This window comes from Kitasatospora sp. NPDC028055 (assembly GCF_040637885.1).
Classification (GTDB): Bacteria; Actinomycetota; Actinomycetes; order Streptomycetales; family Streptomycetaceae; genus Kitasatospora.
The window spans coordinates 15,904-36,589 of the sequence record NZ_JBEZXE010000006.1; the positions used below are offsets into that span (position 1 = coordinate 15,904).

20 protein-coding genes are annotated in these 20,686 nt (G+C 74.0%); 12 read left to right on the forward strand and 8 right to left on the reverse strand.

Going from position 1 to position 20,686, the window contains the following annotated elements:
- Positions 1-149: 149 nt before the first annotated feature.
- Together sepF and AB0F71_RS09765 are read right to left on the reverse strand one after the other, a co-directional pair.
- Positions 150-542, reverse strand: coding sequence for a cell division protein SepF (sepF, locus tag AB0F71_RS09760; RefSeq protein ID WP_360230417.1), 393 nt, complete (start codon positions 540-542; stop codon positions 150-152).
- Positions 543-811: 269 nt separating this feature from the next.
- A complete protein-coding gene (locus tag AB0F71_RS09765) occupies positions 812-1,327 on the reverse strand; it encodes a DinB family protein (protein WP_360230419.1) in 516 nt (171 codons plus the stop codon).
- Between the two features lie 241 nt (positions 1,328-1,568).
- Between AB0F71_RS09765 and AB0F71_RS09770 the strand changes: the two genes are divergently transcribed.
- On the forward strand, positions 1,569-3,107 hold the full coding sequence (locus AB0F71_RS09770) for a hypothetical protein (protein WP_360230421.1): 1,539 nt from the start codon (positions 1,569-1,571) through the stop codon (positions 3,105-3,107).
- Between the two features lie 56 nt (positions 3,108-3,163).
- Here AB0F71_RS09770 and AB0F71_RS09775 read toward each other — a convergent pair whose 3' ends face one another.
- The gene (locus tag AB0F71_RS09775; RefSeq protein WP_360230423.1) at positions 3,164-3,562 is read right to left on the reverse strand and encodes a helix-turn-helix domain-containing protein; all 399 of its coding nucleotides are present in this window, start codon (positions 3,560-3,562) and stop codon (positions 3,164-3,166) included.
- Positions 3,563-3,601: 39 nt separating this feature from the next.
- Between AB0F71_RS09775 and AB0F71_RS09780 the strand changes: the two genes are divergently transcribed.
- Entirely contained in the window at positions 3,602-5,113 is a 1,512-nt protein-coding gene (locus AB0F71_RS09780; protein ID WP_360230425.1) for an MFS transporter, read from the forward strand.
- A 117-nt stretch (positions 5,114-5,230) separates the two neighbouring features.
- Here the strand turns inward: AB0F71_RS09780 and AB0F71_RS09785 are convergent, their stop codons facing one another.
- The 3 genes from AB0F71_RS09785 to AB0F71_RS09795 all read right to left on the reverse strand — a co-directional run bounded on the left by AB0F71_RS09785 (position 5,231) and on the right by AB0F71_RS09795 (position 7,918).
- Positions 5,231-5,971 (reverse strand): VTT domain-containing protein, encoded by a 741-nt coding sequence (locus tag AB0F71_RS09785; protein ID WP_360230427.1) that lies wholly within the window; start codon positions 5,969-5,971, stop codon positions 5,231-5,233.
- A gap of 9 nt (positions 5,972-5,980) precedes the next feature.
- Positions 5,981-6,532, reverse strand: coding sequence for a HEAT repeat domain-containing protein (locus tag AB0F71_RS09790; protein WP_360230429.1), 552 nt, complete (start codon positions 6,530-6,532; stop codon positions 5,981-5,983).
- A 153-nt stretch (positions 6,533-6,685) separates the two neighbouring features.
- Complete coding sequence (locus AB0F71_RS09795; RefSeq protein ID WP_360230431.1) at positions 6,686-7,918, reverse strand: MFS transporter; 1,233 nt, start codon at positions 7,916-7,918, stop codon at positions 6,686-6,688.
- A gap of 82 nt (positions 7,919-8,000) precedes the next feature.
- Here AB0F71_RS09795 and AB0F71_RS09800 point away from each other — a divergent pair, with 82 nt between their 5' ends.
- The 10 genes from AB0F71_RS09800 to AB0F71_RS09845 all read left to right on the forward strand — a co-directional run bounded on the left by AB0F71_RS09800 (position 8,001) and on the right by AB0F71_RS09845 (position 17,876).
- Positions 8,001-9,185, forward strand: coding sequence for an ROK family transcriptional regulator (locus tag AB0F71_RS09800; RefSeq protein WP_360230433.1), 1,185 nt, complete (start codon positions 8,001-8,003; stop codon positions 9,183-9,185).
- 108 nt (positions 9,186-9,293) lie between these two features.
- Positions 9,294-9,710: a helix-turn-helix transcriptional regulator gene (locus AB0F71_RS09805; protein ID WP_360230435.1), complete on the forward strand. Its 417-nt coding sequence runs from the start codon at positions 9,294-9,296 to the stop codon at positions 9,708-9,710.
- A gap of 86 nt (positions 9,711-9,796) precedes the next feature.
- On the forward strand, positions 9,797-10,234 hold the full coding sequence (locus AB0F71_RS09810) for a hypothetical protein (protein ID WP_360230437.1): 438 nt from the start codon (positions 9,797-9,799) through the stop codon (positions 10,232-10,234).
- On the forward strand, positions 10,231-10,971 hold the full coding sequence (locus tag AB0F71_RS09815) for a glycerophosphodiester phosphodiesterase (protein ID WP_360230439.1): 741 nt from the start codon (positions 10,231-10,233) through the stop codon (positions 10,969-10,971). The genes AB0F71_RS09810 and AB0F71_RS09815 overlap by 4 nt, the downstream gene beginning before the upstream one ends.
- Complete coding sequence (locus AB0F71_RS09820) at positions 10,968-12,182, forward strand: winged helix DNA-binding domain-containing protein (protein WP_360230441.1); 1,215 nt, start codon at positions 10,968-10,970, stop codon at positions 12,180-12,182. Before AB0F71_RS09815 ends, AB0F71_RS09820 begins: the two co-directional genes overlap by 4 nt.
- Before the next feature lie 89 nt (positions 12,183-12,271).
- The gene (locus tag AB0F71_RS09825) at positions 12,272-13,354 is read left to right on the forward strand and encodes an AI-2E family transporter (protein ID WP_360230443.1); all 1,083 of its coding nucleotides are present in this window, start codon (positions 12,272-12,274) and stop codon (positions 13,352-13,354) included.
- A gap of 78 nt (positions 13,355-13,432) precedes the next feature.
- A complete protein-coding gene (locus AB0F71_RS09830; protein ID WP_360230445.1) occupies positions 13,433-14,305 on the forward strand; it encodes a virginiamycin B lyase in 873 nt (290 codons plus the stop codon).
- A gap of 270 nt (positions 14,306-14,575) precedes the next feature.
- Complete coding sequence (gene ctaD, locus AB0F71_RS09835) at positions 14,576-16,267, forward strand: cytochrome c oxidase subunit I (RefSeq protein ID WP_360230819.1); 1,692 nt, start codon at positions 14,576-14,578, stop codon at positions 16,265-16,267.
- 153 nt (positions 16,268-16,420) lie between these two features.
- The gene (locus AB0F71_RS09840) at positions 16,421-16,954 is read left to right on the forward strand and encodes a hypothetical protein (protein WP_360230447.1); all 534 of its coding nucleotides are present in this window, start codon (positions 16,421-16,423) and stop codon (positions 16,952-16,954) included.
- A 199-nt stretch (positions 16,955-17,153) separates the two neighbouring features.
- Positions 17,154-17,876: a response regulator transcription factor gene (locus tag AB0F71_RS09845; protein ID WP_360230449.1), complete on the forward strand. Its 723-nt coding sequence runs from the start codon at positions 17,154-17,156 to the stop codon at positions 17,874-17,876.
- A gap of 91 nt (positions 17,877-17,967) precedes the next feature.
- Here AB0F71_RS09845 and AB0F71_RS09850 read toward each other — a convergent pair whose 3' ends face one another.
- Entirely contained in the window at positions 17,968-19,203 is a 1,236-nt protein-coding gene (locus AB0F71_RS09850) for an FAD-dependent monooxygenase (RefSeq protein ID WP_360230451.1), read from the reverse strand.
- Between the two features lie 195 nt (positions 19,204-19,398).
- Positions 19,399-20,658 (reverse strand): phenylacetate--CoA ligase family protein, encoded by a 1,260-nt coding sequence (locus tag AB0F71_RS09855; protein ID WP_360230453.1) that lies wholly within the window; start codon positions 20,656-20,658, stop codon positions 19,399-19,401.
- Positions 20,659-20,686 lie beyond the last annotated feature (28 nt).

Here is a 20,686-nt window from a genome sequence, read left to right on the forward strand (position 1 = left end):
GGGCAAGTGAGACATCCGTGTCTCACTTTTACCGCGGGGATCTCAACTGCGATGTCGGCGACCAGCCGAGGGGCAGCAAAAAACCGGGGGCGGCGGGTGCCGTCCCCGGTCGGGGTGGAGGTGGGCCGAAACGGCCCGCTCCGCTGCGCTCAGCTCTGGTTGTAGAACCCGGTGTCGTCGATCGGCCGGTCGATCACCATCACCTCGACGTCCGCCGGGGTGAGCAGGAACACCCGGCGGGCGATCCGCTCGATGCCGCCCCGGGTGCCGAAGATCAGCCCGGAGGCGAAGTCGACCATGCGCTTGGCCTCGGCCTCGTCCATCTCGGTGAGGTCCATCACCACGGGGATGGAGGCCCGGATGTGCTCACCGACCGTACGGGCCGCCTCGAAGCCCGTCGGCCGCAGGGAGACGATCTTCGCGGGCGCGGGGACGGCCGGCACCGTCTCCTGATCCACCCACTCGTCGTCGTACACCGCGGCCGGGTAGTTCCCGGAGGGCATCAGCCACCCGTTGTGGTGCTCGTCGCGAAGTGCTCCCATGCCGCGCCTCCCTGCCTCGTCCCGTCTGGTCCCCCGGGGGTGAGTGTCCTTCTTGACACGTCATCCACTCGACGGAACTGTCCGAGTATCGCACTGTTCACCGGTCCCGTGCCCGTTCGCGGCCCCCGTAAGAGTCGTGCCGTGCCGGAAACCCGGGCGGACCCGGGCAAAGAGAGCGACGCGGCACAGCGCCGTACGGTTGCGCGCGTAGACCATATCGGTAGCGGTCACCGCCCAATTGACCTTCTGTCAACAATGCGGAAACGATTTCACTCGCCGGTCGAACCGTCCACCAGTTCGCGCAACAAATCCGCGTGACCGTTGTGTCGCGCGTACTCCTCGATCATGTGGACCAGGATCCAGCGGAGCGTCACCTCCTGGCCGTGGCGCGGCCGCTTGCCGACGGTGTCCAGCGGCAGACCGGCCGCGGCCCGGCGGGCGGCCTCGATCTCGGCGCGCCAGGTGGCGAAGTCCGCCGCGACGTCGGCGGTGGCCACGTTGTCGAAGTCGCCGTCCGGGTCCGCCTCGGTCCAGTAGTGGCCGGTGGCGACCTCCGCGCCCAGCAGGACGCCCTGGAACCAGTGCCGTTCCACCTCGGCCATGTGCCGGACCAGGCCGAGCAGCGAGAGCGAGGACGGCGGGACGGAGCGCAGCCGCAGCTGGTCGTCGGTCAGGCCCGCGCATTTCAGGGCGAGCGTGCTGCGGTGGTAGTCGAGCCAGGAGGTGAGCATGGCGGCCTCGTCGGCGGCCATCGGCGGGTCCACCCGCGGGGTGAGTTCGGTCATGCCGACATCCTGGTCGCCGACGGCCCGCCGGTGCGAGCGAATTGTCGGCCGGCGGGTGGGGGAGGGCGACGGAATCGGGCGGGACGGTGTCGGCCTGCTGCCCTGCGGCACGGGCTCGTTGGTGGATTTTCCGCCGACATCACCCCGGGCCGTTGACCGCCGGGCCTCCCGGCCGATTGGCTCGGTCGAGAGCCCGCCGCCGGGAGGGAGCCCGGCCGGGCGAACAGAGGGGACTGAGCTCATGACCCGTACCACTCGGAACACCCGGGCCATCCGGGCCACCCGGACCATCCGTGACCGCCGGCTGCTGGGCGCCGGCAGCGTGCTGGCGGCCGCCGTCGCACTCGCCGTCACCGCCGCCCCCGCCCAGGCCGACCCGGCGCTGCGCGGCACCGTCCGGATCAGCACCGGGGTGAACGGCGCCGACCCCGACGACCAGTCCTGGAGCCAGGGCGTCAGCGCGGACGGCCGCTACGCCCTGTTCACCTCCTGGGCCAAGAACCTGGTGCCCCAGCCCACCGTGGGCGGGCGCGACGCCTACGTACGGGACCTGCGCACCGGCCGCACCGAGCGGGTCAACCTCTCCGACGCGGGCGAGGCGCTGAACGGCTGGACCGACCAGGCCGCGATCAACGCCGACGGCCGCTACGTCGCCTTCGAGAGCAACGCCGACAACGTGGTGCCCGGCATGCAGGTCAAGGGCCGCACCGAGGTGTACCTCCGGGACCGCAGGACCGGCCGCACCGAGCTGGTCAGCGGCGGGCTCACGGCCACCGACACCGACCAGTTCCACGCCTCCTACGCGCCGCAGATCAGCGCCGACGGCCGGTACGTGGTCTACGTGTCCTCCCGGACGGACCTCGACCCGACCGTGGTGGACCCCGCACCCGGGGCCCTGCCCGGGGCCGCGTCCGCGCCCTCGCTGGCCAGGCCGTACACCTGGAAGATCAACGTCTACCTCACCGACCGCCGCACCCACACCACCCGGCTGATCTCCCGGGACACGGCCGGCAAGCCGGGGGAGAGCACCTCCTTCCGCCCGACCATCAGCGCGAACGGACGCACCATCGGCTTCGGCTCGCTCTCCGAGCTGCTGCCGGCCGGGCCGACCCCCGCCCCGGCGGCCCCCACCGCCCCCGGCGTGGCGCCGGAGCTGGCCCTGGCCCGGCCGACCACCGCCGTCTACTACACCTGGGACGCGGCCTCCGGGAGGCTCACGCCCGCCAGCTACGACACCGACGGCAAGCTCGCCGACGCGGACTTCGACGCCACCGTCAGCCCGGACGGCCGGTACGCCGTCTACTCCCTGCCCGAGCCCGGCGGTTCCACCGGCGGCCACCGGTACCACACCGTGCTGCACGTGCGGGACCTGCGGACGGGCGCCGTGCGGAAGGTGAGCGGCGGCCTGCCCGGGACCACCTCGGTCGGCTCCTCCGGGCACGGCTCGATCACCGCCGACAACCGCTGGCTCTACTTCGACTCCGCCGCCGACAACCTGGTGCCGGGCCCCCAACACCCGGGCTGGGACGTCTACCGCCAGGACCTGCGCACCGGCCGCACCGAGCGGGTCACCACCGCGCCGGACGGCTCGCCCGGCAACGGCTCGTCCAACGCCCCGTTCGTGTCCGCCGCCGGGAACACCCTGGTGTTCGACTCGACCAGCGGCAACCTGGTCCCCGGCACCGACGCCCCGGCGGCCGAGGCCCACCAGGCCTTCGCCCGGCCCACCGGCACCCGGGCAGGCGACGGCGACGACCAGGGCGAGGACCAGGACGACTGACCGGGACGGCTGACCGGTTCGCCGCGGGCGGGGGCGCTCCCCGCTCGCGGCGCGGGTCAGGTCGTACGGGCCGGAACGTCCGTGGCGGCGTCATAGGTGGCGCGGGCGGCGGTGATGTCGGTTCGGTGGCGTTCTGCCCAGCTGACGAGCCCGGCGAGGGTTGCGTGGAGTTCGCGGGCCATGGGGGTGAGGCTGTACTCCACCTTGGGCGGCACCGTGGGGTAGACGGTGCGGACGAGCAGGCCGTCGCGTTCCAGCTTGCGCAGGTTCAAGGTGAGCATGCGTCGGCTGATGCCCGTGATGGTGCGTTCCAACTCGGTGAACCGGACCGGTCCGTGTGCGGCGGCAACGAGGATCCCGATGCTCCACTTGCCCGCCACGTGATCCAGGACCTCAGTGATCGGGCACGCCTCGTTGCTGACCTGGTCGGACACATCGGTGTAACTGCGTGACATGAAAGTGCCTCCTTCCGCTGCGCGTCATGGTTACAGAGGATGACTGCTGTAACAAATCGTGCACCATTGGAAGGGATTCCCGTGCGGAGAACCAACTCATCAGCCCAGACGTCTCGTTGGTCGGCACTGGCCGTGCTCTGTGCCGGGCAGTTGATGGTCATTCTCGACGGGACCGTCGTGAGCGTGGCGCTGCCGTCCATCCAGCAGAGCCTCGGCTTCTCCCCGTCCGGCCTGGCCTGGGTGGTCAACGCCTACCTGGTCCCCTTCGGCGGCCTGCTGCTGCTCGCCGGACGGCTCGGCGACCTCGTCGGGCGCAAGCGCGTCTTCATCGCCGGCCTGGGCCTCTTCACGGCCGCCTCGCTGCTGTGCGGTGTGTCCCAGGCCCCGGCCGTGCTGCTCGCCTCCCGGTTCGTCCAGGGCATCGGCGGCGCGGTGACCTCCGCTGTCACGCTCGGCATGGTCGTGACCCTGTTCCCGCAGCCGAAGGAGCGGGCCAAGGCCATCGGCGTCTACAGCTTCGTCCAGTCCGCCGGCGGCTCGCTGGGCCTCCTCGCCGGCGGTGCCCTGACACAGACCATCAGCTGGCACTGGATCTTCTTCGTCAACGTCCCGATCGGCATCGTGGCCGTACTGGCGGCTCGGCGCGTGCTCACGCCCGAGCAGGGGGTCGGCCTCCGCAGGGGGACCGACGTCGTGGGCGCGCTCCTGGTCACCTCCGCGCTGATGCTCGGCGTCTACACGATCGTCGAGACCGCAGGCCACGGCTGGACCTCCCCGCACACGCTGAGCTTCGGCGCCGTGGCACTCGCCCTGCTCCTGGCGTTCGTCGCCCGCCAGGCGAAGGCTCCCCACCCGCTGCTGCCGCTGCGTGTGTTCCGCTCGCGCAATGTCTCGGGGGCGATGGGCATCCAGGCCCTCATGGTGGCCGGGATGTTCAGCTTCCAGTTCCTGTGCGTCCTCTACCTGCAGAAGGTGCTCGGCTTCGACGAGATGCACACCGGCCTGGGCATCTTCCCGGTCTCGGTCTCGATCGGCGCCCTGTCCCTCGGTCTCTCGCCGAAGCTGATCGCGCGCTTCGGTCCCCGTGCCGTACTCCTTCCGGGGCTCGCGCTGATCGCGGTGGGTCTCGCCACGCTCGGCCGTGTACCGGCGGGCGGGAGCTATGCCGTGGACGTCCTGCCGGCGCTGCTGCCGCTCGGCACCGGCTTCGGCCTCGCGATGCCGGCGCTGGCCACCCTCGCGATGTCAGCGGCCACACCCGAGGACTCGGGGATCGCCTCCGGCATGTTCAACACCATGCAGCAGATCGGCGCCGCCTTCGGCCTCGCGGTCCTCAGCACGCTCGCCAACGCGCATACGGATGCCCTGCTGGGCGAAGGAGCAAGCACCGCCTCGGCACTCACGGGCGGCTACCAGCTCGCCTTCCGTATCGGCTCCTGCCTCGTGGCCGTCTCCCTCCTCCTCGCCGCGGCCCTGCTGCGATCCCCCGCCCCGGCGCAACGTCCGACGGCGGTCGAGGAGACGCCGCTCGCCGAGAACGCCGCTCACTGACCAGGCGGCGACGCCGCCCTGGGCCGCGTCCGCGTGGCCCCGCTACCGTTGGCCCAACTGCCCCCGAGGCCCACGCATCCGGTGACCTATGGGGGGACGCTCCTACCGGAGAAGGGGTCAGTCGGTACGCGCGCGACGGCGGGCGGCGTACGCCCGCCAGGCGCCGACCAGGCTGCCGAGCACCAGCAGGGCGATCACCCCGGCCGAGACCAGGAAGGCCGCCGAGCCGGGCTGGTCCGCGCTGGCGGCGGCGGTCACGTAGACGGCGGTGGTCGGCACCACGCCGATCGCGGTGGCGAGGAGGAACGGGAGGAAGCGGACCCCGGAGAAGGCGGCGCCGTAGTTCCCGGCCTGGAAGGGCAGGCCGGGGAGCAGCCGCAGCACCAGGACGCTGCGGAAACCCTGGTCGGTGAAGCGCTGGTCGAGGGCGCCGAGCACCTTGCCGCGCAGGTACGGCTTGAGGGCCTCCCGGCCCAGGCCCCGGCCGAGGCCGAAGGCCAGGGCGGCGCCCAGGGTGGTGCCGAGCACGGCGAGCAGCACGCCCTGCTGGATGCCCAGCAGCAGGCCGGCCACGGCGTTCAGCGCGGGGCGCGGGACGAAGGCGAGGGTGCCGACGGCGTAGACCAGGGTGAACAGCGGGGCGAACCAGTAGCCGGGCAGCCGGTCCGCCAGGCCGCCGGAGAGCAGGTCCGTCGGGCTCCACAGCAGCAGCGACCCGGCGCACGCCCCCAGCAGGACCACCAGCAGGCCGAACCGCCACCAGGCCGAGCGGCCTGAGGCCCGCTCGGTGGCCTCGGCGGGTTCGACCGGGTCGGCGGGAGTGACGGAGTCGGCGGACGTGGTCAAGGCTGCGGGCACGCGCCGAGCCTAACCGGTCCCGGCCACGGGCCGGCCCGGGGTGCGCGGAGCGGTCCGCCGGTGGATCGGCCCGCCCGGGGCGTACCAGCCCGCCTTCTTCCGCACGGCCGCGCTCGGGTCCCCGGCGCGGGCCGCCGCCAGGGCCTCGGCGGCGCGGGCGTCGGTGTGGACGAACTTGCCGACCAGTTCGGCGGCCCGCGCCCGGACCCGGGGGTCGGGGTCGTCGGCGAGGTGGCGGAGGGCGGGTGCGAGGACCAGGCCCGCGCCCGGTGCGCAGGCGTCGTCCTTGCAGCGGTCGCAGGCCAGGGCGTGGAACGCGGCGATCCTGACCTCGGCGTCCGGGTCGTCGGCCATGGTGATCAGCCGGCCCATGGAGTCGGTGTCGACGAGGTGGTCCAGGAGCCGGCAGCAGCCCTCCCGGACGGCCGCGCGCTCGTCGGCCAGGCCGGCCCGAATGGCATCGAGCGCGTCCGCCCCGCGCCGGAGCAGCTCCTGGTACGCGGCCACGGCGCGCTGTGGATCGCCCAGGCAGGCGACCAGGGCTTCGTTGTCAGTTCTCACGAATCCGAGCACGGCCCCAGTGTCGGCCCGCAAGACCCGCCCGGGCAAAGGGATTTCGCCCCGGTACGGCGGACCGCCGGGCGCTGGAGTGCGCCCGGTGGTCGGAGGTCGGAGGTCGGCGGCATGGGCGGGGAATTCCCTGGGGAATCCCCGTCACAGCGTGGAGAGGTCCTTTCCGGAGGCATTCTCCGGCGACCCCGCGGTCACGTTCTCCCCGGCGGAATTCGGCTCGGCCCGGCGCAGGGCGCCGGCGCTCAGCAGGAGGGCGAAGGCGAGCAGGGTGACCAGGCCGAAGGAGACGGTCAGGGAGGTGGCCTGGGCGAGGGCGCCGATGACGGCGGGGGCGATCAGGCCGGAGGTGTAGGTGACGGTGGCGACGCCCGCGATGGCCTGGCTGGGGTTGGTGCCGATCCGGCCGGCGGCCGCGAAGGCGAGCGGGACGATCACCGCGACGCCGATGCCGATCAGGGCGAAGCCCGGGACGGCCATCGCCGGGGTGTCGGCGGCCACCACCAGCACGCCGCCGAGGGTGGCGACGGCCCCGCTCAGGCGGCTGGTGCGGACGGCGCCGAGGCGGCGGACCACCGCGTCGCCGGCCAGGCGGCTGACCGCCATGGTGAACGCGAAGGCGGTGTACGAGGCGGCGGCCACGGTGGCCGAGGCGCCGGTGACGTCCTTGAGGTAGACGCCGCTCCAGTCCATCGAGGCGCCCTCGCCGAACACCGCGCAGAAGCCGACCAGGCCGATCACCAGCGAGCTGCGCGGCGGCAGCGCGAAGCGCGGCGGGGCCTCGGCCTCCGCGGGGGAGCGGAGGTCGGGCAGTCCGCGGCAGACCGGCTGGGCGAGGGCGAGCAGCACCACGGCGGTGACGGCCAGCTGGAGCCGGGCGTCCAGGGCGAGGTGGGCGGCCAGGATGCCGAAGCCGGAGGCCACCAGGCCGCCCGCGCTCCACATCCCGTGCAGTCCGGACATGATCGACCGGCCGAGGCGCTGCTCGATCTCCACGCCCTGGGCGTTCATCGCGACGTCCGCCGTGCCGGCCGTGGCGCCGTACAGCAGCAGCACCGCGCACAGTACGGGCAGCGAGGGGGCGAGCGCGGGCAGGGTGAGGGCCAGGCACCAGAGCGAGAGCAGTCCGCGGACCGCCGCCCGGCCGCCGTAGCGGTGGACGACGCGCCCGGCCAGCGGCATCGCGAGGGAGGAGCCGACGGCGGGCATCACCAGGGCGAGGCCGAGCTGCCCGGGGGAGAGGTCCAGGTGGTCCTGGATCCACGGGATGCGGGTGACGAAGGTGCCGCCGACGGCGCCGTGCACGCCGAAGACCAGCGCGATGCTCCGGCGGGCGCGGCGTGGTTCGGCGAGTGGTTCGAGGGTCGTGACGGTCATGCTGCGTTCCCTCCCGGTCCTGGTGGTCGATAAACTATCAGGAAGGGACCCTGATAGAAACACTCTGGAAGGATGATCCGCCATGACCACCGCGCGTACGGCCACGCCGAGCACCGCCCGGGCGATCAACGACCGGTTGGCGCTCAACCTCCTGCTCGAACAGGGCCCCCTGACCGCGACCGAGCTGCGCGACCTCACCGGCCTCTCCCGGCCGACCGTCGCCGACCTGCTCGACCGCCTCCAGCGCACCGGCCTGGTTGCCGTCGTCGGCGAACGCGGCGAGCAGCGGCGCGGCCCCAACGCGCGGCTCTACGCGCTGGTCACCTCCCGCGCCCACATCGCCGCCTTCGACGTCCGCGAGGGCGGCGTCAGCCTGGTCGTCGCCGACCTCGCCGGGCACACCCTCGGCACCGCCGAGATCCCCGTCGACGGCGACGCGCCCCCGGGCACCGCCGCGGCGATCGTCCGCACTCTGCGGGAGACCGCGCGCGGCGCCGGCGTCGAGCGGCTGCACACCGTCGCCGTCGGCGCCCCCGGCCTGGTCGACCCCGCCACCGGCCGGCTGCACAGCACCGGCCAGCTTCCCCGCTGGCACGCCGAACTCCTCGCCGCACTACGGGAGTTGCCCGACACCGAGGTGATCCTGGAGAACGAGGTCAACCTGGCCGGCCGGGCCGAGTACCGGGTCGGCGCCGCCCGAGACCGCGACACCTTCGTGCTGATGTGGCTCGGCCACAGCGTCGGCGCCGCCGTCATCCTCGACGGGCGGCTGCGCCGCGGCTTCTCCGGCGGCACCGGCGAGATCTGCTTCCTGCCCGTCCCCGGCGCCACCGGACTGCCCAGCGCCGACAGCTGCGAGGGCGGCTTCCACGGCCTGGTCGGCAGCGCCGCCCTGTGCGCGCTGGCCCGCGCCCACGGGTTGTCCGCCGACCCGGCCGACGACGCGGCCGCCGCCGAGGCCGTGGTGCGCGCCGCCCTGGCCGGCGGGGCGGCGGGTGCGGCCTTCCTGGACGAGCTGGCCGAACGGATCGCGCTCGGCGCGGCCAGCGTCTGCGTGGTGCTCGACCCCGGCTGCGTGGTGCTCGGCGGTGAGATCGGCCGGGCCGGCGGCGCCGAACTGGCCGGCCGGGTGGAGCGGTGCCTCGCCGGGCTCTCCCCGCTGCGCACCGAGGTGCGGGCCGGCACGGCGGGCGGCGGTGCCGTGCTCGCCGGGGCGGTGCTCACCGCCGGGGACGCCGTACGGCGGGACCTCTTCGGCGAGGCGTAGCCCTGTTTTCCGTCCGCGTCCTCGGTACGGCAGGATGGCCGCCGGGGGCGCGTAACAGTCCACCGGGGGCGCGTACCCCGCCGCTCGAACCACCGTCAGGAGTCGTACATGGGTCAGCCCGAGGTGCCGGTCAACCCGTACCGGATCGGCGAGGCGGCCGCGCTGCTCGGCGTCAGCGCGGACACCATGCGGCGCTGGGTGGATGCCGGGAGGCTCGCCGCGGTGCGGGACGAGCACGGGCACCGGATCATCCCCGGCGCCGAACTCGCCGCCTTCGCCCGGGAGCTGGCCGAGCCGGAGAACGCCGAGGCCGAGGGGCGCCCCTCCTCGGCGCGCAACCGCTTCCCCGGGATCGTCACCGAGGTGCGGCTCGGCGACGTGGCCGCCCAGGTGGAGGTGCAGGCCGGGCCGTTCCGGGTGGTGTCGCTGATCAGCCGGGACTCGGCGGAGGAGCTGAACCTCGTCCCGGGAGCACCCGCGACGGCGGTCATCAAGTCGACCAATGTGATGATCGAACGGCGCTAGCTGCGGTCTGCCGACGAGACCTCGAACCCTCGGACTCTCGAACCCTCGGACTCTCGAACCCTCGGACCCTCGAACGAAAGGCCCGGATGAACCGCCCGAACCTGCCGACCACCCAGGCCGCCGTGCTGGCGATCGAGGCGGTCGCCGCCCGGCACGGCCGCACCGTCCGCGCCCAGCACGACATCGGCAGCGACCGGACCTTCGCCGGGCTGGTCGGCCAGGACGGCGAACCGGGCGCCATCCCGCACGAGGCCCTGCTGGAGTTCGACGGCAGCCCGCGCACCGCCGTGCGGCTGTTCATCCACGACGAGGCCGCCGTCACCGTCGAGGGCATCGCCTTCGACGTCCCGCGCGACAGCGTCCCGGCCTTCCTGAACTCGGTCTGGTCCGGCCTGGTGCACGTCAAGGTCCGCACCTTCCCGCCGTCCAGCACACTGATCGTCACCGTCCCCGGGGAACCCGGCTACCGCGAGGCCCTCGGCGTCCACGACCTGACCCCCTGGCTTTCTGGAAAGATCCGATGAACATCCCCGCCGCCTCCGCCGCCGTTCCCGCCCCCGCCGACCGCCGGCCGGTGCTCGCCGTCGCCCACCGCGGCGACCCGTACCGCCACCGCGAGAACACCCTGCCCTCGGTGGAGGCCGCACTCGCCGCCGGGGCCGACGCCGTCGAGGTGGACGTCCAGCTCACCCGCGACCGGGTGCCCGTGCTGCTGCACGACACCACCCTGGAGCGCCTCTGGGGCGACCCGCGCTCGATCGGCCGGGTCACCACCGAGCAACTCGCCGAGCTGCGCCAGGGCGACCTGGCCGTCCCCACCCTCGCCGAGGCGATCAAGGCCGTCGCCGCGGCCGACGGCCCCCGACTGCTCATCGACCTCGACGAGCCCGGCCCCGCCGCCGCCACCTGGTCCGTCGTCACCGGACAGGGCGCCGAGGGCCTGGTCGCCTTCTGCGGACCCGCCACCGCGATGCTCGCCGTCCGCGAACTCAGCCCCGACGCCGAGATCGCGCTCACCTGGAAGCAGCCGCGGATGCCCGCCCCCGCCCTCCTGCGCGACCTGCGCCCGCGCTTCCTCAACCCGCCGTTCGGCCTGGTCACCCCCGACTTCGTCCGGGCCGCCGCCGACGAGGGGCTCGCCGTCTCCACCTGGACCGCCGACCTGCGCCGCACCATGCGCCGACTGCGCGACACCGGGGCCGCCTCCATCACCACCAACCGGATCTCCGTGCTGCGCTCGGTCCTGGACGGCCGCCGGTGACGGTGCCCGACCCGCAGGCGTCCGACCCCCAGGCGCCCCGCCCCCGGGTGCTCGGCCCCCGGGCCCTGGGCCGCGCCCTGCTGGCCCGCCAGCACCTGCTCGCCCGCACCGACCGGGCACCCGCCGAGGTCATCCACCACCTCGTCGGACTCCAGGCCCAGGCCGTACCGCAGCCGCCCTACCTCGGGCTGCTCTCCCGGCTCGACGGCTTCACCCCGGACGGGCTGAGCACCCTGCTCGAACAGCGGGCGGCGGTCCGGATCGCGCTCCAGCGCGGCACCATCCACCTGGTCACCGCCCAGGACTGCCTGACCCTGCGCCCGCTGCTCCAGCCCGTCCTCGACCAGGCGCTGCGCACCACCTACGGCCGACGGCTCGCCGGGCTCGACCCGACCGAACTCGCCGCCGAGGCCCGCACGCTGGTCGAGCAGGAACCGCGTACCTTCCAGCAGCTCGGCACGCTGCTGGCCGCCACCCGCCCGGACCGCGACCCGGCCGCGCTGGCCCAGGCCGCCCGCTGCCTGCTGCCGCTGGTCCAGGTGCCGCCGCGCGGGCTGTGGGGGCGCAGCGGCCCGGCCGCCCACACCACCGCCGAGGCCTGGCTGGGCCGCCCGCTGGACCCGGCGCCGCCGCCGGCCGGGGCGGACACGCCGGGCGGCTCGGGTGGCTCGGACGGGCCGGACCGGCCGGACGGGCTGGACGGGCTGGTGCTGCGCTACCTGGCCGCCTTCGGCCCGGCGAGCGCGGCGGACCTGCGGAAGTGGTCCGGCCTCGGCGGCCTCGGCCCGGTGCTGCGGCGGCTCGCGCCGCAGCTGCTCACCTTCCGGGACGAGCAGGACCGGGTGCTGTACGACCTGCCCGGGGCGCCCCGCCCGGACCCGGACGTCCCGGCGCCGGTGCGGCTGGTCGCGCCCTTCGACAACCTGCTGCTCTCGCACGCCGACCGGAGCCGGGTGCTGCCGGAGCAGTACAAGGACCGGGTGATGACCCGCAACGGCCTGGTGCTCGGCACCCTGCTGGTGGACGGGCTGGTCGCCGGGACGTGGCGGTACGAGGGGCCGGAGGCGGGCGTGGTGGTCGAGCCGTTCGTCCGGCTGGCGCGGGCGGACCGCGCGGCGGCGGAGGCCGAGGCGGAGCGGGTGCTGGCCTTCGCTGGCGCGGGCGGAAGGGTGCGGATCGAGGCGGTCGGCGAGGCGGTCGGCGAGGCGTAGAACGGGCGGATCGTCAGATTCTCTGCTGAGCTGGGTCGGGTCCGGACTCGTCGCCGCCGGACCCGATGACGATCCCGGCGGAGGTGGCCGTGTCCGTGGAGCGCCCGTCCGGTGGCCGGCCGGACCACCGAAGGCCGTACCTGATGCTGCCGCCCGCCGTGCGGCAGGCGGCCGCCTGGTCGGTGGCGGTGATCCTGCTGATCACCGTGGGCTCGCTGGTGGTGTTCGCGCTGGTCGAGCTGCGGGCCGCGACCGTGCCGTTCGTCCTGGCACTGTTGGGGGCCTCGCTGCTGTACCCGGTGGTGCCCTGGATGGTCCGGCGGGGCGTCGGTCGGAGCCTGGCGGCCGGGCTGACCTGCGCGCTGCTGGTCGCGGCGGTGGCCGGGGTGATCGTCCTGCTGGTCAACTCCCTGGTTCACAGTGCCCCGCAGATCGCCGGCTCGCTCCCGGCGGCCGGCCGGCGGCTGGCCGAGTGGCTGGGGCCGTTCGGGGCGAAGGTCGAGCACGCGCTGGCCAACGCCAAGGGCGAGACCAACTCGCTGGTCTCGACGCTGACCAACGGCGTGCTGTCCGGCCTCGGCCTGCTCACCCAGCTGATCACCGGCGCGGTGCTGGCCCTGGCCCTGGTGTTCTTCTTCCTGCGGGACGGCCACCGCACCGGCGACAGCATCCGCGCCCACCTGCCCGGGCGCGGCGCCGAGACGGTGGTGGCCTGCGCCGAGCGGGCCTTCGAGGCGATGGCCGGCTTCATGCGCGGCACCACCCTGATCGCCCTGATCGACGCGGGCTTCATCACCGTCGGCCTGCTCGCCCTGGGGGTCCCCGGCGCCCCGGGCCTGGGCGCGCTGGTCTTCATGGGGGCGTACATCCCCTTCGTGGGCGCGTTCCTGTCCGGCACCGTCGCGGTGCTGGTGGCCCTCGCCGACGGCGGCCTGGGTACGGCGCTGTGGGCGCTCGGGGTGGTGCTGACGGTGCAGCTGATCGAGGGCAACATCCTGCAGCCGGTCATCCAGAGCCGGACGGTCGAGCTGCACCCGGCGACCATCATGGTCGCCGTGGTGGCCGGCTCCGGCATCGCGGGCATCATCGGCGCCCTGCTGGCGGTGCCGGTCTGCGCGGCCGGGGTGGGCGTGATCTCGGTGCTACGGGGGCTGGGCACCGACGCCGAGTGAAGTCGGTTGCCCGGGGCGGGGCGGGCGTGCGATCATCACTAACGCGACGCCAGTCGCGATAGTTCGAGAGGGGTACGGGTGGAACTGATCGACGTGGCCGAGGCGGGGGACGGGCCGTACGGGATCACGGTGGGGCCCGACGGCGGCGTGTGGTTCACGCTCGTCCACGCCGGGGAGATCGGGCGGCTGGCACCGGACGGCTCGGTGCGGCGGTTCGGGCTCGGCGCGCCCCGGTGCGGGCCTTCGGTGATCACTGCCGGGCCGGACGGCGCGCTCTGGTACGCCGAGATGAACGTCGGCCGGATCGGACGGATCACGGTGGACGGCGAGGTCTCCTCCTTCGCGCTGTCGAGGACGGACGCCGGGCCGGGCGGGATCGTCACCGGGCCGGACGGGGCGCTCTGGTTCACCGAGGTCAACGCCGACGTGGTCGGACGGATCACCGTGGACGGCGAGGTGACGGAGTACCCGCTGCCCGTGGAGGGGGCGTTCCCGGCGCACATCACCGCCGGGCCGGACGGCGCGCTGTGGTGCGCGCTCAACCAGGCCGACGCGATCGCCCGGGTGAGCACCGACGGCGCGGTGACCGTCCACCCGCTGCCCACCGCCGGCACCGCGCCGGTCGGGATCACCGCCGGCCCGGACGGCGCGCTCTGGTACGTCGGGATCGGCGGCGGGCTGGTCGGGCGGATCACCGTGGACGGGGAGGTGACGGAGTACCCGCTGGCCGACCGGGACGCCAGGCCGCACGCGATCACCGCCGGCCCGGACGGGCGGCTCTGGTTCACCGAGTGGGCCGCCGGCCGGATCGGCGTGCTCACCCCCGACGGGCGGCTCGACGGGTACCCGATCCCCGGCCGGCGCGCGGAGCCGCACGGGATCACCGTCGGCCCGGACGGCGCGGTGTACACGGCGCTGGAGCGCGGACAGCTCGCCCGGCTGACGGGCTGACGGGCTGAACCTGGCCAGGGCCCGGGCGCCGGTCCCGGTCGGGAGGTCCCGGTCCCGGCCGGGAACTCGGGCCCAGCGGCCCCGGGCGGATGGGCCCAACGGCCCTGGGGTGCACGGGTCGTGCGTTCGGATCATGGATCGCCATCCATTCGCACGACGTTCCGAAGGAGCGCGTCCTTGAGCGCCACCCAGGCACCGGGCGACCCGTCCCCACCGCCAACACCCGTGTCGGCAGGGCCGGTTCGGCCCAGCCGGCCCGGCTCGGCCGTGATCAGGCTGCTGACCACCACCGACCACAAGACGATCGGCACCATGTACCTGGTGTCCTCGTTTGCGTTCTTCCTGATCGGCGGCATCCTCGCGCTGGTCATGCGCGCCGAACTCGCCCGGCCCGGCACGCAGATCCTCTCCAACGAGCAGTTCAACCAGGCCTTCACCATGCACGGCTCGGTGATGCTGCTGCTGTTCGCGATGCCGCTGTTCACCGGCTTCGCGAACTGGATCATGCCGCTGCAACTCGGCGCCCCCGACGTGGCGTTCCCGCGCCTGAACATGCTCTCCTACTGGCTGTTCGTGTTCGGCTCGCTGATCGCCGCCGCGGGCTTCGCCACCCCGCAGGGAGCCGCGGACTTCGGCTGGTTCCTCTACGCGCCGCTCTCCGACGCCGTCCACTCGCCGGGCGTCGGCTCCGACATGTGGATCATGGGCGTGACGCTGTCCGGCTTCGGCAGCATCTTCGGCGCGGTCAACTTCATCACCACGATCATCTGCATGCGCGCGCCCGGCCTGACCATGTTCCGGATGTCCATCTTCTGCTGGAACGTGCTGCTCACCTCGGTGCTGGTGCTGCTGGTCTTCCCGGTGCTGGCCGCCGCACTGCTCGCGCTGGAGTGCGACCGCAGGTTCGGCTCGCACGTCTTCGACCCCGCCAACGGCGGGGCGATGCTCTGGCAACACCTGTTCTGGTTCTTCGGGCATCCCGAGGTGTACATCCTGGCGCTGCCCTTCTTCGGGATCGTCTCCGAGGTCATCCCGGTGTTCAGCCGCAAGCCGATGTTCGGCTACGCCGGCCTGATCGCCGCCACGGTGGCCATCGCCGGGCTCTCGGTGACGGTCTGGGCGCACCACATGTACGTGACCGGGCAGGTGCTGCTGCCCTTCTTCTCCTTCATGACCTTCCTGATCGCGGTGCCGACCGGCGTCAAGTTCTTCAACTGGGTCGGCACCATGTGGAAGGGCTCGCTGAGCTTCGAGACGCCGATGCTCTGGACGGTCGGCTTCCTGGTCACCTTCCTCTTCGGCGGGCTGACGGGCGTGCTGCTCGCCGCGCCGCCGATCGACTTCCACGTCTCCGACTCGTACTTCGTCGTCGCCCACTTCCACTACACGCTGTTCGGCACGGTGGTGTACGCGATGTTCGCCGGCTTCCACTTCTGGTGGCCCAAGATGACGGGCCGGAAGCTCGACGAGCGGCTCGGCCGGATCACCTTCTGGACGCTCACCGTCGGCTTCCACACGACCTTCCTGGTGCAGCACTGGCTCGGCGCCCAGGGCATGCCGCGCCGCTACGCCGACTACCTGGCCTCGGACGGGTTCACCACGCTGAACACCGTCTCGACCGTCGGGTCGTTCCTGCTCGGCCTGTCGATCCTGCCGTTCCTCTACAACGTCTGGAAGACCGCCAAGTACGGCGAGAAGGTCAGCTCGGACGATCCCTGGGGCTGGGGCCGCTCGCTGGAGTGGGCCACCTCCTGCCCGCCGCCCCGGCACAACTTCGTCAAGCTGCCCCGGATCCGCTCCGAATCCCCGGCCTTCGACCTCCACCACCCGGACATCGCGGCCCGGGACGTGCTGGTGCACACCGGGAAGCCGGCGTCGTACCTGGGCGACGTGGAGCCGGTGAAGTACGACCGGCCGCTGAGCCGGGCGGAACGGGCCCGGGCCTCGTCCGCCGACGGCTGAGGCCCCGCCTCCTCGAACGCCGTTCCCGCCCGCGCCGCTGCCCCCGGGCGGGCGGGGACGGCACCCCACTCCCCGTCAGCCCCGTCACTCCACGTCAGCCCCGTCGGATCCGTCAGACCCGTCACTCCCCGTGCGACACCGGAAGGCCGGCCCATGACCCACACCGTCCTCGCCATCGGCACCGCCGCGCTCACCGCGAGCGGCTGCGTCTGGTACCTGCCCGCCATCGCCGACCTCCAGGCCGGGGCCGACCGGCCCCGCTCCACCCGGACCGCGGCGGCGGCCTGCGTGCTCTGGTGGGCCGCGCTCGCGCTGGCCGGCGGGCTGCTGCTCGCCTGGCCGGACTGGCGCCCCGCCGCGCAGGTGGCCCTCGCCGGGCTGGCCGGCGGCACGGCCCTACGGGTGCGGGCGCGGTGGGACCGGCGCGGCGAGCGGCAGGAGACCGCGGCCCGCTGGGCCGCGCTCGACTGCGGGCCGGCGCCGCGGAGGGGGCGGACGGCGGCCGTCGCCCTGGCGGGCTGGCTGCTGGTGGGCGCCGCCGTGGCCGTGCTGGGCGCGGTGGCGATCCTGCTCACCGACGGCGGCGGCTCGGCCGCGAAGGCGGCCCTGGCGGCGGTCGGCGGGGCGGGCGTGGTGCTGGCTTTCCTGCTGGCGGGCCTGGGGAACGTCCGGCGCCGGGAGCGCTGAACGGCCGCCCACCGGTGGCTCGTTCACGTTGGGGGTCGAGGTCCGGGGCGGCGCGGGCCTGAGCGGCGACGGGGACGAGGCGGCGACCGGGACGGCGGGCGAATGGGGTCCTTGGGCCCTGGGCCGTCGGCGGGTGGCGGGGGATGATGCGGTGGACCCCGCCGGGAGTGTGCGGGGGTGACGAAGGTGGAAGCACGTGATGGCGACCGAGGCGGAGGGCGTCGGGGCTTCGGCGCCGGTCCGGGTGTTCCTGCTGGACGACCACGAGGTGGTGCGCCGCGGGGTGCACGACCTGCTGGACGGCGAGCCGGACCTGGAGGTGGTCGGGGAGGCCGCGACGGCCGAGCAGGCCCTGGTGCGGGTGCCGGCGCTGCGGCCCGACGTGGCGGTGCTGGACGTCCGGCTGGGGGACGGCGACGGGGTCTCCGTCTGCCGTGAACTGCGGTCCCGGATGCCCGACCTGGCCTGTCTGATGCTGACCTCCTTCGACGACGAGGAGGCGCTGCTGGACGCCGTGATGGCGGGGGCCGCCGGGTACGTGTTGAAGCAGATCAGCGGTACCGACCTGGTCGCCGCCGTCCGTACCGTGGCCTCCGGGCGGTCGATGCTCGACCCCGGCGCGGCGACCCGGCTGCTGAACCGGCTGCGCAGCGACGCCGAGCCCGCCCGGCCGGTGACCGCCGGGCCGGGGCTGACGGCGCGCGAGCAGGAGGTGCTGGCGCTGATCGGCGAGGGCCTGACCAACCGGCAGATCGGTGAGCGGCTCTACCTCGCGGAGAAGACGGTGAAGAACCACGTGTCCCGGCTGCTGGCCAAGCTCGGGGTGGAGCGGCGGGTGCAGGCGGCGCTGATCGCCACCGAGCTGCGGCAGCCGGCCGCCGCCCGGCCGTCGCCGACGCCCTTGCGGCCGTCCCTCCGGTGACCTTCCGCTGACCTTCCGCTGACCTTCCGCTGGCCTTCGGGTGGCCTGCCGGCCGGCGCCCGGCGGCGTGCTGGTCCGGGCGCCCGGGAGCTCAGGCGTAGTCGGGCAGGTCGAAGGCGGTGGCGGCCCGGAAGACCGCGTCCAGCTCGGGGCCGGGCCGGTCGAAGCCGGTCACACCGTCGGCGTCGGCTGCGGCGCCGTCCCCGTAGTGGTCACGGGTCAGGTCGAGGATGGCCTGGTTGGCCGCGACGTGGCCGCGCAGCCGCTGCTCGTAGGCGGGGAAGGCGGTGCGGTGGTCGCCGTCGGCCGCGTGCAGTTCCCCGGCCAGGACGTAGGCGGCGGTCAGCGCCACGCTGGTGCCCTGGCCGGTGAACGGGGAGCAGCAGTACCCGGCGTCGCCGAGCAGCGCGACCCGGTCCTGGGACCAGCGGTCCATCCGGATCTGGGCCACGACGTCGTAGTGGAAGGCCTCGGTCTCCCACATCCCGGCCAGGAAGCGCGGCACCTCCCAGCGCAGGTGGGCGGCGCGCTCGGCGATCAGCTTGCGCTGCTCGGCGCGGTCGCGCGGCAGCATCCGGTCGAGCGGCTCGTCGGTGGCGAAGTCGACGAAGACCCGCAGTTCGGCGTTGTCGCGGACGGTCATCACCAGGCAGCCCCAGCCGTCCTCGGCCTGGTGGACGACCTCCCAGCGGTCGAGGCCGAGGTGGTTGGGGACGCTCCAGCCGGCCACGTAGCAGCCGACGGGGTGCAGGTAGTCGCGCTCCGGGCCGAAGACCAGGCGGCGGGTGTTGGAGTGCAGGCCGTCGGCGCCGACGACCAGGTCGAAGGACCGCTCCTCGCCGTCGCGGAAGCGGACCTGGACGCCCTCGCCGTGCTGGACCAGGGTGTCGATGGTGTCGTCGAAGCGGTACTCGACGCCCGGCCCGGTGGCTCCGGCGATCAGCTCCGCCAGTTCGTCGCGCAGGATCTCCACGTCGGGGCCGCCGACCGGGCCGCCGGTGACTGTCCACTCGGTGGTGCGGCGCAGCTCGCGGCCGTCCCCGTCGACCAGGGACATGCCGCGCAGGCCGGTCCGGCGGGCCCGGACCTCCGCGAGCAGGCCCATCCGGTCGACGACCTCCAGGGCGTTGCCGCGGATGTCCACGGCCTGGCCGCCGCCGCGCAGGGCGGGGGCGCGCTCCACGACGGTGACGCGGAAGCCGTAGCGCTGGAGCCAGTAGGCGAGTGCGGTGCCGGCGATACCGGCGCCGGAGACCAGGACCGAGGCACGGGGCTCGGTTGCGTCGGGGTGCGCCGGGGTGGTGTGCGGAAGGGGGGTGGTCGTCACGGCCGTCGTCACGGTGGGCCTCCGGTGGGTTCGGTGCTGCTGTCGACGACCAGACTGCGCGGCGCCACCCTCAGGACACGGACAGGCCGCTGACAGCACCGGCAGGGCACCGGCGGCCCACCGGCAGGGCACCGGTGGGCCGCCGACAGGGTGCTGACAGCGCGTCGCCTGCCCCCGCTGCTCCCGCTGATCCCGCTACTTCTGCGGCCGCTCGTCCAGGACCTGCTGGAGCTTGCCGGTCCGCGGGTTGGTGACCAGCTCCGAGCGCGGCACCCACTCCACCGTGAGGGGGTGGATGCTGCCGAGGGCGACCTCGGAGGGGTAGAGCGGCAGGGCCCGGTGCACGGCGTCGACCAGCCGGTCGGCGAGGTCGGCGGGCGGCGGCTGGCCGATGTGGCCGAGCCGCAGGATGACCCCGTCGCGGCCGTCCCAACGGCGCTGCACCAGCTGCATCCCGGCGATGTGCCGGTCCGGGTCGGCGGCGACCAGTACGCTGCGGATCTCCTCGGTGGGCAGGGTGACGGTGCCCACCCGGGCGCCCTCGGTGGTGCGGCCGAGCAGGCGGAAGCGGCGGCACTCGCCGTCGACCCAGGCGGCGCGGTCGCCGGTGGGGTAGCGCAGGATCGGCATCAGGGTGCGGAACAGGTTGGTGACCACGACGCGGCCGGGCGTGCCGGGGGTGGTGACGGGCTCGCCGGTGACCTCGTCGAGCAGCTCGACCACCGTTCGGTCGGCGAAGGCCTCGTGCACCCGGACGTCGTCGCCGGGGACGGGCGCGCCGACCAGCCCGGCGTCGTTGGAGGCGTAACCGACCGAGGAGACGGCCGCGTTGGGGAAGGCCCGGGCGAGCAGCGGGCGTAGGTCGGCGAAGAGCAGGTCGCCGCCGAACAGCAGCAGTTCGACGCCGTCGGCGCGTTCGCCGCGGGCGACCAGGTACTCGGCCACGGCGCTGAGCTTCATCGGCTCGCCGGCCAGGACGTGTACGCCGAAGCCGGTGACCAGGTCGGCGATGTAGCCGTCCGGGGCGGCGCCGCCGACGCCGAGGCGCACGTTGTCGACCGGCGCGTGGTGCAGGGCGTTCTCGATGTAGAGGAAGCCGCCGTAGAGCTCGCCGGCGGTGAACAGGTTGGCCACCCGGTGGCCGGGCCGCAGGCCGGCCCGCACCAGGCCGGCGCCGAAGGCGGTGACCGAGTCGGCGTGTTCGGTGCGGGTCCAGGGCGAGAACTTGGGGACGCCGGTGGTGCCGCCGGTCTTGTAGACCCCGGCGTCGGTGAGCGGGCCGGTCAGCACGCGGTTGTTCGGCCAGGTGTTGGCGGCCCAGAAGGCGGTCTGGTCGATCACCGGGAGCTGGTCGAGCCGGTCGGCCGCCTCGGGCAGCTCGCGGTAGAGCTCGGCGTAGAAGGGCGAGTTGGCGCGGGCGAAGCGGATCAGCTCGGCCAGGGGTTTGGCGGGCATGGCGGGACTCCGTGGGTCTGGAAGCGGG